We start from the raw sequence: 15,210 nt of genomic DNA, 5'->3' as shown, positions 1-15,210 counted from the left end.
CCCGCATAGCGGGGCGTTTGACTACACGTAATCCAAATGAGGGTTATTTCTGATTCTTAAAATATTTGAAGAAATCGGAATTCGGTTCCAGCACCATGATATTGCCGGATTTACCCAAGCTTTCTTTGTACGCGATCAGGCTGCGATAGAAAGCAAAGAAATCGCTGTCCTCGCTATAAGCTTTGGCAAAAATATCGGCGGCTTTAGCATCACCTTCGCCGCGCATAACCTCGGAATCGCGATAAGCATTCGCCAAAATGATCTCGCGCTGCTTATCGGCATCCGCGCGGATACGCTCGGCGGCTTCGGAACCTTGGGAACGAAACTCCCGAGCAACCCTGGCCCGTTCAGCTTCCATTCTTTGATAAACCGAGGTACTGACTTCAGCAGGCAAATCGATACGTTTTACTTGCACGTCGACAATGGTGATACCCAATTTCGCGGCATGCGGCGAAACATTGGTAATCAACGCATCACGAATCGCGCTACGATCGGTGGACACCAATTGTTTGATCTCGCGTTTGCTGAACTCGCTACGCGCGGAATCTTTGATGATTTGATCGAGACGAATATTGGCCTGATTCACATCACCGGCAACGGTGGTGTAAAAGGTTTTAACATCGCCTATGCGCCATTTTACGAAAGAATCGACGATAACGTTTTTCTTTTCCGCCGTTAAAAAGCGCTCCGGCGTCGAATCCATGGTCAGAATACGCGCGTCGAACTTTTTGACATTATTGATAAAAGGCAATTTAAGATGCATGCCAGGCTGGAAATCCGCGCCCACAATCTCGCCTAACTGAAATTTGATGACTCGCTCGGTTTCGGCCACGGTAAATACCGACATCGAGAGCAAGATTACTACTGCGCCAACGGCGACTAAAATCTTATTTCCCATCTTAGCGTCCTCTCACATCGCGTTCACGGCTTGACGCGCGCACATCGGTTTTAATTTCTTTCACAGGCTGAGACGTTAAAGAAACCGGTTCGTGACTGATTACCGGCGCAGGCGCAACGTCTTCGACGGCCTTATTTGCCAACTTCTCCAGCGGCAAATACATGATGTTGTTGCCGCCTTTCACATCAACCAGGACATTGTTGGAACGACCCAAAACCAACTCCATCGCTTCGATATACATACGCTGCTTGGTTACCGCCGGCGCTTTTTTGTATTCGGTTAGCAATTGCGAGAAACGGCTGACATCACCATTCGCGCGGGCAATCACTTTTTCTTTATAGCCTTCGGACTCTTGCACGATACGTGAAGCCGCACCGCGCGCCTTAGGCACCACATCGTTCGAATAAGCTTCCGCTTCATTAATCAAACGCTGTTTGTCTTCCCGCGCCTTGATCGCATCTTCGAAAGAACCTTGCACTTGTTCGGGCGGCTGCGCGTCTTGCAAATTAACACTGGTGATCAATATACCGGTTTTGTAAGCATCCATTACCGACTGAATTTCCGATTTAATCGCCAGCACGATGTCGCTACGGCCTTCCGTCAGCACAAAGTCCATATCGCTACGACCGATTACACCGCGCTGCACGCTTTCGGTAACTTGTTTTAAAGTTGAGGCTGGATCCAGGACGTTAAACGCATAATCCTTGGCGTCCTTAACTTGGTATTGGACAGCCAGACGGACGTCGACGATATTTTCGTCTTTAGTCAGCATCATCGCTTCCTTCGGCACTGAGCCCATACCCTGTCCGCCGCCTGAACGGTAACCCACTTCGATAAAGCGTTGTTGCTCGACATTGATGACCGCCACCTGCTCTATAGGCGACGGGATATGCCAGTTCAGACCCGGCTGAGTGGTATTGACATAGGCACCAAAGCGGGTGACCACGCCACGCGTACCTTCGTCCACGGTATAAAATCCGCTCAAACCCCATAAAATGACTGCACCGGCAGCCAGCAAACCGACACCTTTCATTGACGGCCCGCTGCCGAGACCACCTTTGGAACCGCCACCGAAAATACCGCCCAGTTTGTCCTGTAGCGAACGAATTACCTCGTCCAAATCGGGTGGATCATTCTTATCATTACGACCACTCCAGGGGTCTTTTTTACCACCGCCGGGTTCATTCCAAGACATACCAAACACTCCAAAAATTGGATTTGAAAACTCTAAAGCTGCATCTCGTGAGGACAACCTCTTCGATCACTCGAAGCCTTCGCTTGTCTATCCGAAAAACCGCCATTCTATCGTAAGTTAGCCATTTCCGAGCAAATAACTAGGTGATTGTTCCGGCAATCAGCCGATTAAACCTGCTCATGAACATCAATCCCCTTCAACAAGCCCAAATGCTTTCTGTCGATTTCTATCGTCAATTCGCAATCGCCGCTATCGTTATTTACTTCGTCGATTATTTTCACAAAAGTAAATAACTTCGCCTTTAATCCTGCTTGGCCGGCTGGCAAATAGCATTTTCGAATCACCTTGCTGCTAGCAAATAACTCGGACAAGGCCTGCTGCAACAAATCACAGCCTACCCCGTTTTGCGCGGAAATCCAGACACTGACGGGTTTGCCGTCGGCATCGTAGTCGATATGCGGCGCAACGTCCTCAAGCAGGTCGATTTTATTGAAAACCATCAACTGGGGGATCTTAGCAGCATCGATATCGCTTAAGACTTGGTTTACCTGATAGACCGTATCTTCGCGATCTTCAGCGGCCGCATCGATCACATGCAACAGCAAATCCGCCTCGCTGGCTTCCTGCAAAGTGGATCGAAATGCCGCCACCAATTCGTGCGGCAAATGCCGGATAAATCCGACAGTATCCGCCAAAATGATTTCACCGCCATTACTGAGAGACAATTGCCGCAAGGTAGGATCCAAAGTGGCAAACAATTGATCGGCCGCATAGATGTCTGCACCGGTTAAGGTGTTAAACAATGTGGACTTGCCGGCATTGGTATAGCCAACTAAGGACACTGTAGGAATTTCGGCCTTTTTACGCTTGCTTCGACCCTGATGGCGCTGCTTTTCAACCTTTCCCAAGCGCTGTTGAATCTGCTTGATACGCACAGCCAGCAAACGTCTGTCAGTCTCCAGCTGGGTTTCGCCCGGACCACGCAAACCAATACCACCCTTTTGCCGCTCCAAATGCGTCCAGCCGCGAATCAATCGGGTGGATAAATGTTTGAGCTGAGCCAGTTCGACCTGCAATTTACCTTCGAAGGTTTGCGCCCGCTGCGCAAAAATATCCAGAATCAGGCCGTTGCGATCGACCACCCGAACTTCCAGCGCTTTTTCCAGATTGCGCTCTTGGCTGGGTGTAAGCGGATGATTGACGATAACGATATTGGCTTCGTGCTCGATGATCGCCGCCCTGATTTCTTCAACCTTACCAGTGCCAACGAAATATTTCGGATCGGGCCGATACCGGCTTCCGGTGACTACATGAGTGGGTTGGGCGCCTGCGGATTTGGTTAGTTCTTTCAGCTCGTCGAGGTCTTCTTGACCGGCTTGCAAATTGAGGTGAACGAGAATGGCTCGTTCACCCGCATCGGGACGTTCAAACAAAAAATAACCTCTTAGCTTTCATCGCTAACGTCGGGATCACGGTGCATTGTGACATTTTTGCCGGGAACGATGGTGGATATGGCATGCTTGTAAACCATTTGATTCACAGTGTTTTTCAGCATCACCACGTATTGGTCGAAAGAATCGACGCGGCCTTGCAGTTTGATACCGTTAACCAAAAAAATCGACACGGGAGTGTGTTCTTTTCTGAGGGCATTCAAAAAGTTGTCCTGCAAGTTTTGTGCTTTCGACATCCTATTTCTCCTTATTATTGTTCGGTGCGCTATTAATACATTACCCGCTACACCCGCCAATTTCAACACGCGGGCGGCGGATCAATAAAAAACTGTTAATGACTTTGGGACTGGTCTGCGCTATTTCAAGTTCAATCAGATCTTTATTAGCAAAGCCGCTGCAAAAATAACAACGGCTGCTTAAGTTCAGCTTAGCCGATTTTTTTATATTTGAGACGATGCGGGTTATCGGCATCGGTGCCCAAACGGCGATGCCTATCGGCTTCGTAGTCGGCATAGTTGCCTTCAAACCACACCACCTCACTGTCGCCTTCGAATGCCAGCATGTGCGTGGCGATCCGATCCAGGAACCAGCGATCATGCGATATCACTACCGCGCAACCGGGGAACGCCAATAAAGCCTCTTCCAGGGCTCGCAAGGTTTCAACGTCCAAATCGTTGGTTGGCTCGTCGAGCAACAACACGTTGCCGCCGCTTTTCAACAACTTGGCCAAGTGTACGCGGTTGCGTTCGCCGCCGGACAATTCGCCGATACGTTTTTGTTGGTCCCCGCCTTTAAAATTGAAGCGGCCTATGTATGCACGCGATGGTGTCTCGTATTTACCGACGGTGATCATATCCAAACCGTCTGAGATTTCTTCCCAAACCGTTTTATTATTGTCCATGTCGTCGCGCAGCTGATCGACATAAGCCATCTGCACAGTCTGACCGAATTTGATGTCGCCGGAATCCGGTTTCTCAAAACCAGCCATCATCCGAAACAGCGTGGTTTTACCGGCGCCGTTAGGTCCGATGATGCCAACAATACCGCCCGGCGGCAATTTGAAACTGAGATTGTTGATCAGCAGCCTGTCGCCAAAACCTTTGCTGATATTCTCGACGTCGATCACCACATCGCCCAGACGCGGACCGGGTGGAATATAAATTTCCTGGGTCTCGTTACGTTTTTGCGTTTCGACCGACGACAATTCTTCAAAACGCGCCAGACGCGCCTTGCTCTTCGCATGCCGGCCTTTTTGGTTGGAACGCACCCACTCCAGCTCGGCTTTCATGGCTTTTTGCCGAGAAGACTCTTGTTTCTCCTCCAACTCCAGGCGTTTTTCCTTTTGTTCCAGCCAAGATGAATAATTGCCCTCCCACGGGATACCCATGCCGCGGTCCAGCTCCAAAATCCAGCCGGCCACATTATCAAGGAAGTATCTATCATGGGTTACCGCTACCACGGTGCCGGGATAGTCATGCAGGAAGCGCTCCAGCCAGGCCACCGATTCGGCATCCAAATGGTTGGTAGGTTCGTCGAGCAACAACATATCGGGCTTCGACAGCAACAAGCGGCATAGCGCCACCCGGCGTTTTTCACCACCGGATAATTTGGTGACATCGGCATCCCAGTCCGGCAGACGCAAGGCATCGGCAGCCACTTCCAAAGTACGATCCAAATTATGACCGTCACAGGCATTGATAATGTCTTCCAGCTTGGCCTGCTCGGCGGCCAGCGCATCGAAATCGGCGTCGGCATCGGCATAAGCCGCATAGACCGCATCCAATCGGGCCAATACGTCTTTGATTTCCGCAACCGCTTCTTCAATATTGCCGCGCACGGTTTTATTAGGATCGAGTTGCGGCTCCTGCGGCAGATAGCCGATCTTGGTGCCTTTCAGCGGAATCGCTTCACCTTCAATTTCCTTGTCGATGCCGGCCATGATGCGCAGCAGCGTGGATTTACCGGAACCGTTCAAGCCCAATACACCGATTTTGGCGCCCGGAAAAAACGATAAAGAGATGTCTTTAAGAATATGCTTTTTGGGCGGTACGATCTTGCCGACCCGGTTCATCGAGAAAATATATTGCGCCATTGTTTTTCTGCTGAAGAAATAAAATGGCATTATACCGTGGGATATCGGTTTTTTAAGGGTGTTAATTTTTTTCGGGCGATAGGTGGCGATTCAATGCAAATTGAAACAGTTCCGGTAAAACTGAACGCAGCCGATGTTTATATCGACATCCATTGCCACCAAACCGGCACCAAGCGGAGCCTTGAAATGATCAACATCGCCACCCAGGATTTCGACGTCGCGGCAGCGCAAAACGGTTTTTTCAGCCTGGGTTTGCACCCTTGGGATCTGCACAGACAAGATACTGAAACAGCTTTATCTAAAATTATCGCGGCAAGCCATGACCCGAAACTACTGGCGATCGGCGAATGCGGACTGGATAAGGCTATCGATGCCCCATTAGCAGTGCAGACCTTAGCATTCCTTGCTCAGATCAATATCGCCCACCAACTAGGCAAACCTCTGATAATCCATTGCGTCCGTGCTTTCAACGAGCTAATTCAGCTTAAAAAATCATCGCAAAATTCCAAAGCAGCCTGGATCATTCACGGCTTTAACGGCAAGCAGGCATTGGCTGAGCAATTGCTAAAACATGGATTTTATCTGTCCTTTGGTGCGGCTTTACTAGCTCCGGGCAGTTATGCCGGTGCAGCGCTATGCGGCACGCCGCTGGATCGCGTATTTCTGGAAACCGACGCCGCTAATGTCTCCATTGACGCCATATACGCCGCTGCGGCTAAAATGCTCGGCCTCGACAACGTCTCCTTGCAGCAACACATTATGAGTAATTTCAAACGAGTATTTCTGAATGACTGATTTAAGCTGGCTGTCCCGCACCGAACTATTGATCGGCAAGCCCAAACTCGACAAGCTACAGCAATCTCATGTATTGGTGGTCGGCATGGGCGGTGTGGGCTCGTTTGCGGCTGAATTTATCTGCCGGGCCGGTGTCGGCGCGATGACCATTGTCGATGGCGACGTAGTCGATCCCAGCAATCGCAACCGGCAGTTGCCGGCATTATCCACAACGCACGGGCAGTCCAAGGCTGACATCATGGGCGAACGCTTGCTGGCGATCAATCCCGATTTAAAACTGACCATCAAACACGAATTCATCACCCCCGATACCGCCGACGAGCTATTGAGCCAGCATTACGATTACGTGGTCGATGCCATCGACAGCCTGACCCCAAAAATCACGTTGATCCGCGCCGCCAAAGCCCGCAACATGAAAATCGTCAGCTCCATGGGCGCCGGTGGCAAGATGGACCCGACCCATCTAAAAGTGGTGGACATCTCCAAAACCTATAACTGCCCGTTTGCGCAATTCATTCGCACCCGTTTGCGCAAACACGGCATCAGCCGTGGCGTGAAGGTGGTGTTTTCGCCGGAAGTGGTCAATAAAGATTCGTTGATGTTTACCGACGGCAGTAATTATAAAAAGTCGGCTTACGGCACCATCTCTTATTTGCCCGCAGCATTCGGCGGCGTCTGCGCTTCGGTGGTAATCCGCAATTTGATTCACGATCCAGCTCACTCGACCCACAACAAACATCATGGCTAAACCACCCACCCGCCCGGCGGATTCGCTGTTGGTCAATCCAGGCAAAAGTTCGCGCTTGCAGGAGATGCGGCAGCGCGCGGCCACGGTAAATCAGCCGGCACCCGCGCCTACTCAACCCAGTTTCCAAGCAAAAGATGGAGACTTAAGTCCGGAACTGGCCTTGGCTAGAGACTTAATCGATCTGCGCCTAAATGAAATTCTGTCCGCGCTACCGGTAGGCAAACAGCGACGCTTGTTCAAAATTCGCTTTGGGATGGAACCGGAGCAAATCAAAGCGTTACCAATAAAACAGATATTTTCTATGCTGGAAATCAATCACCCGCAATTCAATAATCTCTCGGCTAACATGAAGCAAGTCGCCGATCTGAATTATAATGGCCGGCAACCCAACTAATCCGGCCGTTTCCATTGTCTTACGCTCAGCCGTCCCGTTCCTCACTTCCCGCTACGATGTACACCCTAGAACCCAATCAAGATTACCGCGACCAAAGCCTGCGCGATAACGCCGAATTATCCAGCACCGAACTGCAAGCCGACGCCGCCAAACACTACGACGACTGTTACAACGATTATTTGGTGGCCTGGTGCAACCGCGATAATCTGGCCTTGCATTACGGCTATTGGGACGAGGCTAAGCCTTACGATCAACACCAAGCCCTGCTGAACAAAAATCAGGTCCTCTATGAAAAGGCCGGGATTCAGGCCGGCGACAAAGTGTTGGATGCCGGGTGCGGGATCGGTGGCAGTACGATTTGGATGGCTAAACAGCATGGCAACCAGGTAACCGGCATTACCATCAGCGCCAAGCAGGCAGATTATGCTCGCCAACACGCCAAGCGCCACGGTGTGGCCGATCGGGTTGATTTCCAAGTCGCCGATTTTTGCGCCACGCCCTTCCCGGATGCTTCGTTTGACGTGGTTTGGGCCCTGGAAAGCTCCTGTCACGCTTTACACAAAGGGGAGTTTTTAAGAGAAGCCTGGCGGGTACTGCGTCCCGGCGGGCGAATTGTGGTCTGCGACGGCTTTGTGTTGCAAAGGCAGTTTAACCCACAGCAATGGCAGGCGGTGGTGACCTGCTTAAACGGCTGGGCTGTACCCAATCTGTGCGCGCGCGACGAATTCAAGGGCCTGTTGGAGCAACAAGGTTTTCAAGCCATCGTTTGCCACGACATCACCGCGCAAACCCAGGCCTCGGTGGAGCATATGTACAAAGTAGCCAAACGCCTGAAACCGGTACAGACTATCAGCGAATGGTTGGGGTTACGTTCCAAGGCGCAAACCGCCAATTATCTGGTGGGTTTGGCGCAACACCAGTTGTTTACCGAAAAACTGACAGAATATTGCATTTTTACTGCACAAAAGGCTTAAACAAGATGCCGATGGTTTTACCGCGTTTGAAGTTTCTGACACTATTTACAATATTGGGCTGCGGCTTAAACGGTTGCGCCAGCGTACCGGCCAATAGCCAGCACGACAGCTTTGCAGACTACGCCGAATCGGTATTCCGTCACCAGAGCACGGTATTAAGTCGACTCATGATGCTCAGTGAAGCCGATCTTTTACCTGACAACGAGAGCTTTGCAAATACAGAAGAAGCGATGCACGACGCCTGCCATCTCCTGAACGAATATGCTGAGCGGGAAAGCGAAGGCGAAAGCATGAGCCTGCGTTTTAAAGCCAAGGTGCAAGCCAGCATCGAGAGTTGCGATGCCAGTATTCAAAAAATGGAAGCCTTAATGGCCGGCCTGGACCAGTACCAAGCGCCGCCGCACGCGCACCCTTAGACGAAAAACCGGTTTTATCAAAGTTAATCGCCGCCGTTTGTCCATTGCCGGCGATAATCATCGAAATCGTGGCGCTTGAGGATTGTTGCCTGCCCTTGAGCCAAGGCATAAACATCCGGCAAGTTGTAGCCGTTAAAGCGATTGGCCTTGATCAAGGAATACGCGCCAACGTCGGCAAACACCAGTTTGTCGCCCACCTCCGGGATTTGCTCGAATCGATATTCCCCGAATACATCGCCGGCCAGACAAGTCGATCCCGCCAAAATTGCCGTCCGCTCGCCGGCATCATCTTCCGCCAGCAAGCACGGTTTGCGCTGATATTCGAATACTTCCGGATGATGGTTGACCGAGGTGTCCAAGATCAAAATTTGCTTACCGTCGCTAACGAATCGGTCCAGCACAGTCGTCACGATATACCCTGCGTTGCCGACCAAGGCTTTACCCGGCTCCAAATACACATCGACGCCGAACTCAACTCTGAGCCTTTGAATCAATTCAACGACCTGCGCTTGATCCGCGATGCCGTGATACAAATAACCGCCCCCCAAATTCAGCCATTTAAGCTGGCCGCGTTTCAGAATCGGCAGCAGATTTTCCAGGGTTTGTTGCAACGGTGCAAAATCCAGACAAGCGAACACCGTATGAAAATGCAGCCCTTCGATACCGGCCGGCAATCCGTCTTGCAGTAACTCAATATCCACACCCAATTTGGAATGCGGCCGACACGGATCGTAGCGGTGATCGTCGGCAAACGACAGCTTGGGATTTACCCGCAAACCTCTGGAATAACCCGCAGCCGCTCCATGCAGACGCTGAAACTGTGACAGCGAATTGAAACTGATATGGCTGCAAAGCAGGCCTAACTCGGGAAATTCATCGGGACGCATGCCGGGCGTGGTCAGGTGAATGCTACCGCCTTTTTCACCCAAACCCTCTTTTGCCAAGCGCGCCTCAAACAATGAACTAACCGAAATACCATCCACTCTCCCAGATATCAATTCCAGCAAAGACGCCAAAGGCAGTGCCTTCATAGAATACAAAATCTTGCAATCCGTCGCTTGCCGCAAGGCTAGCAAGGGCTGCAAATTGGCGAGCACTTGCTCTTCATCCAGCACAAAAGCCGGCGAACTGGGAATTAGCCGTTGCAATTCTGCTAGGTTCACCGACATGTGCGTCCCTTCCCTGAATAAATCGCCTGCTCGGTGACCACAAAATCCATGAATACATCGTACTCATCCATTACGACCTGCGGCAATAGTTGGGCTTCATAGCCAATCGCCGCCAACACCGCGTCGGGCCGCACTTTTTGCAGTAGACGGTCGTAATAACCGGCGCCGTTACCCAAACGTCCGCCTTGCTTGTCAAACGCCACACCCGGCACCACGACCACATCCAGTTCATCGGCGCGAACTTGTTTGCCCTGTTCCGACCAGCGCTCGCGCGGCGGCTCAAGAATATTCCACATACCAGGCTGCAATTCGGCTAGAGATTCTAAATGCCACAAACCCAATTGCTTATGACCCTCGGCATCGACCGTGCAGTAAGGCACGACGATGCGTTTATCGCTATCCAGCTCGGCGACCACCGTTGCCAGGGTCCGCACTTCGGAGCGGCAATGTAAATACCACATCACCGTCTGCGCACTTTGATACCAGGATTGCTCACAGAGACGTCCGCAGATTTCAGCGCTGACCGCGTCCTTATCGGCTTGCACGTTTCGTGCTGCATAGGCAATTTGGCGTTGTTCGGCTTTATTCATGCGTACGGCAATATGCCAAGGCTTGCTCAAGCAGGTCTTTAGAGCCAGTAATTAAATGCCGGGGATCCTGCTCCTTGCGTAGCCAGGTAAATTGGCGTTTGGCCAGTTGCCGGGTGGCGATAATGGCTTTGTCGCGCATCGTCGCCAGGTCGTATTCGCCGTTTAGATAGGACCAAACTTGCCTATACCCGACGCAGCGTATCGACGGCATGCTTTCGTCCAGATCACCGCGTTGCCATAAAGTCTGGACCTCTTCCAGAAAGCCTTGCGTCAGCATCTGATCGAAACGCTCAGCGATTTTGGCGTGCAAGGTGCTGCGCTGCTCCGGCGCGACGATGAGCTTGGTAAACCGAAAAGGCTGCTCGGCGTGCTGATCGGCGTCGAAAAAACTGGATAGCGGCCGGCCGCTGATTTCATAGACTTCCAGGGCCCGTTGAATACGTTGCGGATCGTTGACGTGTATCCGCGCAGCCGCTTGCGGATCGACGTGCGCCAGACGGGCATGTAAGACTTCCTTGCCCAACTGCTGCAATTCCTCATCCAGCCGTTGCCGTATGTCCGGATCGGCTTCCGGCAATTGCGCCAAGCCTTGGGTCAAGGCGCTGAAGTACAGCATGGTGCCGCCGACCAGCAACGGCAGCTTGCCGCGTGCGGTAATGTCTGTCATTAACTCCAAAGCGCGGTTGCGGAACTGGCCGGTGGAAAAGGCTTCGCTGGGATCGAGAATATCAAGCAAATGATGCGGCACGCCGCCGCGTTCCGCCAAAGTGGGTTTCGCGGTGCCAATGTTCATGCCCCGATAGACCAAGGCCGAATCGACGCTGATAATCTCGGCGTTCAAGGCTTGCGCCAGCGCCACGCCGAGCGCGGTTTTACCGGATGCGGTCGGCCCCATCAACAAGATGGCCGACGGTTTTTGCAAATTGCTCATTTATTGGCCGCGCATGAAAAATCGGTCCAAATCCTGATGGCTCAGCGCCACCCAAGTGGGTCGACCGTGATTGCATTGACCGATGCGCTCGGTTTGCTCCATATCACGCAGCAAGGCGTTCATTTCCTCGATGCTGAGTTTGCGCTTGGCGCGCACCGAGCTATGACAAGCCATGGTTGCCAAAATCGCGTTAAGACTTTCCTGAGCTTTATGGCTGACGCCGTGGGTTGCCAAATCAGCAAGAATGTCGCGCACCAATTGATCAACATCGGTTTTCGCCAACAGCGCCGGCGTGGCTCTGAGCACCACCGTTTCCGGGCCGGAGCGGTTGATTTCAAAACCCAGGCCCATGAAAAATTCGTGCTCTTGCTCGGCCAGATCGGCCTCGGCTGCGGTGACTTGCAACTTGATCGGCAGTAACAAGGGCTGGGAAACAATCGCCCGATTGTGATAATGCTGTTTCAGGCGCTCATACGTCACCCGCTCGTGGGCGGCGTGGGCATCCACCAAAATGATGCCGTTAGCGGTTTCGGCCAGGATGTAAATATTGTGAATGTGGGCCAACGCAAAACCCAAAGGCGGCATCGCCGATGCCGTCACAGGTTGCGTCGGGATTGCGCCATCGGTTTGCGGATAAAGTTTGCCGTAAGCCTTGATTTGCTCGGCCACGTCCGACAAATTCGCCCGCTCGGGCGGGTGGCGATAAGCGCCGAACGCCTCGGGTGTAGTCCGCTGCGGCATGCTATCCAAGCCGGGTTCCAGCAAAGTCAGCGGCAAGGACGTTTGTTGATTCAACGGCGTTCGTAGCGGCGCTACCGAAGTTTGTGTTTCCGAAAAATCGGCGACTGTTTCGATCTGCTGTGCCACACCGGCAGCGCCGGGTCGTTGATCAGCCAAACTGCGATGCAAAGCCTGAAACAGAAAATCATGCACCATGCGCCCTTCCCTAAACCGCACTTCCAGTTTGGTTGGGTGAGCGTTGACATCGACCAAGGCCGGATCAAGTTCCAGGTACAACACAAACACCGGATGCCGACCGTGGTACAGCACATCCTGATAGGCTTGCTTTACCGCATGGGCGACCAGTCTGTCCTTGATCAGGCGGCCATTGACGTAAAAAAACTGCATATCCTGCTGGCTGCGGGAGAAAGTCGGCAAGCCCACCCAGCCGTGCAGATGTAAACCGGACGCGGCAAAATCGATCTTCACGCTGTTCTCGACAAACGCCGAGCCGCAAATCGCGGCGATGCGTTTTTCCTGAGCGTCCTGTGTCGCGGCGGGTTTGAGATTCAGCACTTCGCGCTGATTGTGATTCAACACAAAACCCACATCAAAACGCGCCAGCGCCAACTTTTGGATCAGGCTCTCGATGTGGATAAACTCGGTTTTCTCGGCTTTTAAAAACTTGCGGCGGGCCGGCGTGTTGTAAAACAAGTCGCGGACATCCACGGTGGTGCCGGGCGGATGCGGATCGGGTTGCGGGTCGAAATTTTGCTCGGTGCCGTCGGCGCTGACTTGCCAGGCGCATTCAGCATCGGCGGTGCGGGAAATCAAAGTCAAACGCGCCACCGAACTGATGCTGGGCAAGGCCTCGCCGCGAAAGCCCATGCTGATCACATGTTCCAAATCATCCAAGGAGGCAATCTTGCTGGTGGCATGCCGGGATAAAGCCAACGCCAAATCGTCTTTGACGATGCCGCAACCGTTATCCCGAATCCTGATTTGCCGCGCCCCGCCCTGCTCGACATCGATCACAATCTGGGTGGCGCCGGCATCGAAACAATTTTCCACCAACTCTTTTACCACGGACGCCGGGCGCTCGACCACCTCGCCGGCGGCGATTTGATTAACTAATTGAGTGGGTAAGGCATGAATCCGCATTGGCTGCGCTCGGGGAAAAGCGCGTATTTTAGCGGATGGAAATGAAACGGGGCGAAATGATTCGCCCCGTTTTAGATTAGATTATTAGCTGTCTCGCGGAATCTGCAACACTTGGCCGATACGCACGTTGCCGTCGTTCATCGCATTGGCCATACGCAAAGCCCGCATACTGATCCCGTATTGTTGGGCTATGCCGGACAGCGTTTCGCCGCGGTTGATCACATGATGCGTGCCGGCATTGCTCGCCACCACGGTCGGAGCAGCGTCCAGTTCTCTAGCCGCCAACACCGGTTTTTGCTCCACTTTTGCTTTAGCCAACGGTTCTTTGTCATCCACATCCAGTGCGGCCAATTGCACCGCTTTGGATTTGCCGGAACGATTTAGCTGCGCCATCATCGTATCGGCCGGCGCATATTGTTTAAAGTGGCCGACAATCCCGCTAAACACTGCCGACGCCATTTTATTTTGATAGGCCTTGGTGTTCAAACGACGCTCTTCTTCCGGATTAGAAATGAAGGCGGTTTCCACCAGAATCGACGGAATTTCCGCAGACTTCAACACCACGAAACCGGCTTTTTGCACCGCGCTTCTGTGCAAATGTCCGACGCTTTTCACGCTTTTTAAAACCTTGTTGCCGACATTCTGACTGGCTTCCTTCGCGGCTTTGTTGGATAAGTCCATCAACACCGAGGTCAGGGTGTCATCCCTGTCCTCGCCGGCACCGCCATCCACTGCGTTTTCGCTGGCAGCCAACCAACCCGCGCCGGCGCTGGAAGCACCGTTGCTAGCCAAGGTATAGACGGATGCGCCATGGGCTTGACTGTCACTGAACGCATCGGCGTGAATGGAAACGAACAAATCGGCTTTGGCGGCCCGGGCAATGCGGCGGCGTTCATTTAATTTCACAAAATAATCGCCGTCGCGAATCATCACCGCTTTCATGCCCGGCTGGCTGTTGACCATCCCTTGCAGACTCTTGGCAATCGCAAATACCACGTCTTTTTCCTGAGTGCCGTTAGCGCCTTGCGCACCGACGTCCTTACCGCCGTGGCCGGCATCGATAGCAACGATAATATTGCGGCCCTTGGCTTTTGCAACGGATTTGACCGCGACAGGTTTGGCAGTGGTCTCGGATTTTTTGCTGGATTTATCGGCTTTTTCGGCAACGGCTATCACTGATGTGGCTGCCGGTTTTTCAGTTTTAACCGCCGCGACAGGAGTAAACGCCCTTTCCGCTGTCTTAGCCGTTAATTGCGGCTGCGCCGGCTGATCTTTTGCGGCCAAATCGATTTGCAGATTCTTGCCGACCATGGCTACTTTGGCGTCGGCATCAGATTTCAATTCGACGACGATACGCAAATCCTTGTTATTACGCATCGCGCTACGGGCAAAGCCAAACAGCGGATGATCCGCAGCCGGTTGATTCAAACCCTGCGTCATTTTGGCATCGACAAAATCCACGACCAGACGGTTAGGACTTTTCAACACAAACGCGTGATGCTTGACCGTGCTCGGCAGGTTGACCAACAGTTGATTGGCCGATGAGTAAGTGACCGCACCCAGTTCAGTCTGAGCCGCGAATGCGGAAAACGTGGGTAATAACAAACCCCATATCCAGAAAATTCTAAACATCTGCTGCATACCCCACATTTCCACTAGTGACAACTTCGTTGAAA

15 protein-coding genes are annotated in these 15,210 nt (G+C 52.4%); 5 read left to right on the top strand and 10 right to left on the bottom strand.

What is annotated here, in order from left to right:
- Positions 1–43: 43 nt before the first annotated feature.
- The 5 genes from hflC to ettA all read right to left on the bottom strand — a co-directional run bounded on the left by hflC (position 44) and on the right by ettA (position 5,636).
- A complete protein-coding gene (gene hflC / locus NP589_RS08210; protein WP_064038135.1) occupies positions 44–898 on the bottom strand; it encodes a protease modulator HflC in 855 nt (284 codons plus the stop codon).
- A 1-nt stretch (position 899) separates the two neighbouring features.
- Positions 900–2,093, bottom strand: a complete 1,194-nt coding sequence (hflK, locus tag NP589_RS08205; protein WP_256606540.1) for an FtsH protease activity modulator HflK — start codon at positions 2,091–2,093, stop codon at positions 900–902.
- A 167-nt stretch (positions 2,094–2,260) separates the two neighbouring features.
- The gene (gene hflX, locus NP589_RS08200) at positions 2,261–3,526 is read right to left on the bottom strand and encodes a ribosome rescue GTPase HflX (RefSeq protein ID WP_256606539.1); all 1,266 of its coding nucleotides are present in this window, start codon (positions 3,524–3,526) and stop codon (positions 2,261–2,263) included.
- Positions 3,527–3,537: 11 nt separating this feature from the next.
- Positions 3,538–3,780: an RNA chaperone Hfq gene (gene hfq / locus NP589_RS08195; RefSeq protein ID WP_020482487.1), complete on the bottom strand. Its 243-nt coding sequence runs from the start codon at positions 3,778–3,780 to the stop codon at positions 3,538–3,540.
- Between the two features lie 191 nt (positions 3,781–3,971).
- Positions 3,972–5,636 (bottom strand): energy-dependent translational throttle protein EttA, encoded by a 1,665-nt coding sequence (ettA, locus tag NP589_RS08190; RefSeq protein ID WP_256606538.1) that lies wholly within the window; start codon positions 5,634–5,636, stop codon positions 3,972–3,974.
- Positions 5,637–5,729: 93 nt separating this feature from the next.
- On the opposite strand from ettA, the gene NP589_RS08185 reads away from it, so the two are divergent.
- From NP589_RS08185 to NP589_RS08165, 5 genes are read left to right on the top strand one after another with little or no spacing between them, the layout of a single operon-like run.
- Entirely contained in the window at positions 5,730–6,431 is a 702-nt protein-coding gene (locus tag NP589_RS08185) for a TatD family hydrolase (RefSeq protein WP_256606537.1), read from the top strand.
- Positions 6,424–7,179 carry a tRNA threonylcarbamoyladenosine dehydratase gene (locus NP589_RS08180; protein ID WP_256606536.1) on the top strand — a complete coding sequence of 252 codons (756 nt, stop codon included), beginning with the start codon at positions 6,424–6,426 and terminating at the stop codon, positions 7,177–7,179. The genes NP589_RS08185 and NP589_RS08180 overlap by 8 nt, the downstream gene beginning before the upstream one ends.
- Entirely contained in the window at positions 7,172–7,573 is a 402-nt protein-coding gene (locus NP589_RS08175) for a hypothetical protein (RefSeq protein ID WP_256606535.1), read from the top strand. The genes NP589_RS08180 and NP589_RS08175 overlap by 8 nt, the downstream gene beginning before the upstream one ends.
- A 56-nt stretch (positions 7,574–7,629) precedes the next feature.
- Positions 7,630–8,547, top strand: a complete 918-nt coding sequence (locus NP589_RS08170) for a class I SAM-dependent methyltransferase (protein ID WP_256606534.1) — start codon at positions 7,630–7,632, stop codon at positions 8,545–8,547.
- Positions 8,548–8,552: 5 nt separating this feature from the next.
- On the top strand, positions 8,553–8,963 hold the full coding sequence (locus NP589_RS08165) for a hypothetical protein (protein WP_256606533.1): 411 nt from the start codon (positions 8,553–8,555) through the stop codon (positions 8,961–8,963).
- Between the two features lie 23 nt (positions 8,964–8,986).
- Here the strand turns inward: NP589_RS08165 and NP589_RS08160 are convergent, their stop codons facing one another.
- The 5 genes from NP589_RS08160 to NP589_RS08140 form a co-directional block, all read right to left on the bottom strand.
- Complete coding sequence (locus tag NP589_RS08160; RefSeq protein ID WP_305890960.1) at positions 8,987–10,132, bottom strand: type III PLP-dependent enzyme domain-containing protein; 1,146 nt, start codon at positions 10,130–10,132, stop codon at positions 8,987–8,989.
- Positions 10,123–10,722: a 5-formyltetrahydrofolate cyclo-ligase gene (locus tag NP589_RS08155; RefSeq protein ID WP_256606532.1), complete on the bottom strand. Its 600-nt coding sequence runs from the start codon at positions 10,720–10,722 to the stop codon at positions 10,123–10,125. Before NP589_RS08155 ends, NP589_RS08160 begins: the two co-directional genes overlap by 10 nt.
- Positions 10,715–11,653, bottom strand: a complete 939-nt coding sequence (miaA, locus tag NP589_RS08150) for a tRNA (adenosine(37)-N6)-dimethylallyltransferase MiaA (protein ID WP_256606531.1) — start codon at positions 11,651–11,653, stop codon at positions 10,715–10,717. Before miaA ends, NP589_RS08155 begins: the two co-directional genes overlap by 8 nt.
- Positions 11,654–13,534 carry a DNA mismatch repair endonuclease MutL gene (mutL, locus tag NP589_RS08145; RefSeq protein ID WP_256606530.1) on the bottom strand — a complete coding sequence of 627 codons (1,881 nt, stop codon included), beginning with the start codon at positions 13,532–13,534 and terminating at the stop codon, positions 11,654–11,656.
- A gap of 84 nt (positions 13,535–13,618) precedes the next feature.
- Positions 13,619–15,175, bottom strand: a complete 1,557-nt coding sequence (locus NP589_RS08140) for an N-acetylmuramoyl-L-alanine amidase (RefSeq protein WP_256606529.1) — start codon at positions 15,173–15,175, stop codon at positions 13,619–13,621.
- Between the last annotated feature and the right edge of the window lie 35 nt (positions 15,176–15,210).

Source organism: Methylomonas rosea, assembly GCF_024505055.1.
In the GTDB taxonomy this organism is placed as follows: Bacteria; Pseudomonadota; Gammaproteobacteria; order Methylococcales; family Methylomonadaceae; genus Methylomonas; species Methylomonas rosea.
This window is presented reverse-complemented; position numbering and strand designations above follow the sequence as displayed.

Excerpts from the sequence above, each read along its gene's own strand:
- hflC (WP_064038135.1), bottom strand. The coding sequence starts at position 898 with ATGGGAAATAAGATTTTAGTCGCCGTTGGCGCAGTAGTAATCTTGCTC.
- hflK (WP_256606540.1), bottom strand. The coding sequence starts at position 2,093 with ATGTCTTGGAATGAACCCGGCGGTGGTAAAAAAGACCCCTGGAGTGGT.
- hfq (WP_020482487.1), bottom strand. The coding sequence starts at position 3,780 with ATGTCGAAAGCACAAAACTTGCAGGACAACTTTTTGAATGCCCTCAGA.
- ettA (WP_256606538.1), bottom strand. The coding sequence starts at position 5,636 with ATGGCGCAATATATTTTCTCGATGAACCGGGTCGGCAAGATCGTACCG.
- NP589_RS08185 (WP_256606537.1), top strand. The coding sequence starts at position 5,730 with ATGCAAATTGAAACAGTTCCGGTAAAACTGAACGCAGCCGATGTTTAT.
- NP589_RS08180 (WP_256606536.1), top strand. The coding sequence starts at position 6,424 with ATGACTGATTTAAGCTGGCTGTCCCGCACCGAACTATTGATCGGCAAG.
- NP589_RS08175 (WP_256606535.1), top strand. The coding sequence starts at position 7,172 with ATGGCTAAACCACCCACCCGCCCGGCGGATTCGCTGTTGGTCAATCCA.
- NP589_RS08170 (WP_256606534.1), top strand. The coding sequence starts at position 7,630 with ATGTACACCCTAGAACCCAATCAAGATTACCGCGACCAAAGCCTGCGC.
- NP589_RS08165 (WP_256606533.1), top strand. The coding sequence starts at position 8,553 with ATGCCGATGGTTTTACCGCGTTTGAAGTTTCTGACACTATTTACAATA.
- NP589_RS08160 (WP_305890960.1), bottom strand. The coding sequence starts at position 10,132 with ATGTCGGTGAACCTAGCAGAATTGCAACGGCTAATTCCCAGTTCGCCG.
- NP589_RS08155 (WP_256606532.1), bottom strand. The coding sequence starts at position 10,722 with ATGAATAAAGCCGAACAACGCCAAATTGCCTATGCAGCACGAAACGTG.
- miaA (WP_256606531.1), bottom strand. The coding sequence starts at position 11,653 with ATGAGCAATTTGCAAAAACCGTCGGCCATCTTGTTGATGGGGCCGACC.
- mutL (WP_256606530.1), bottom strand. The coding sequence starts at position 13,534 with ATGCGGATTCATGCCTTACCCACTCAATTAGTTAATCAAATCGCCGCC.
- NP589_RS08140 (WP_256606529.1), bottom strand. The coding sequence starts at position 15,175 with ATGCAGCAGATGTTTAGAATTTTCTGGATATGGGGTTTGTTATTACCC.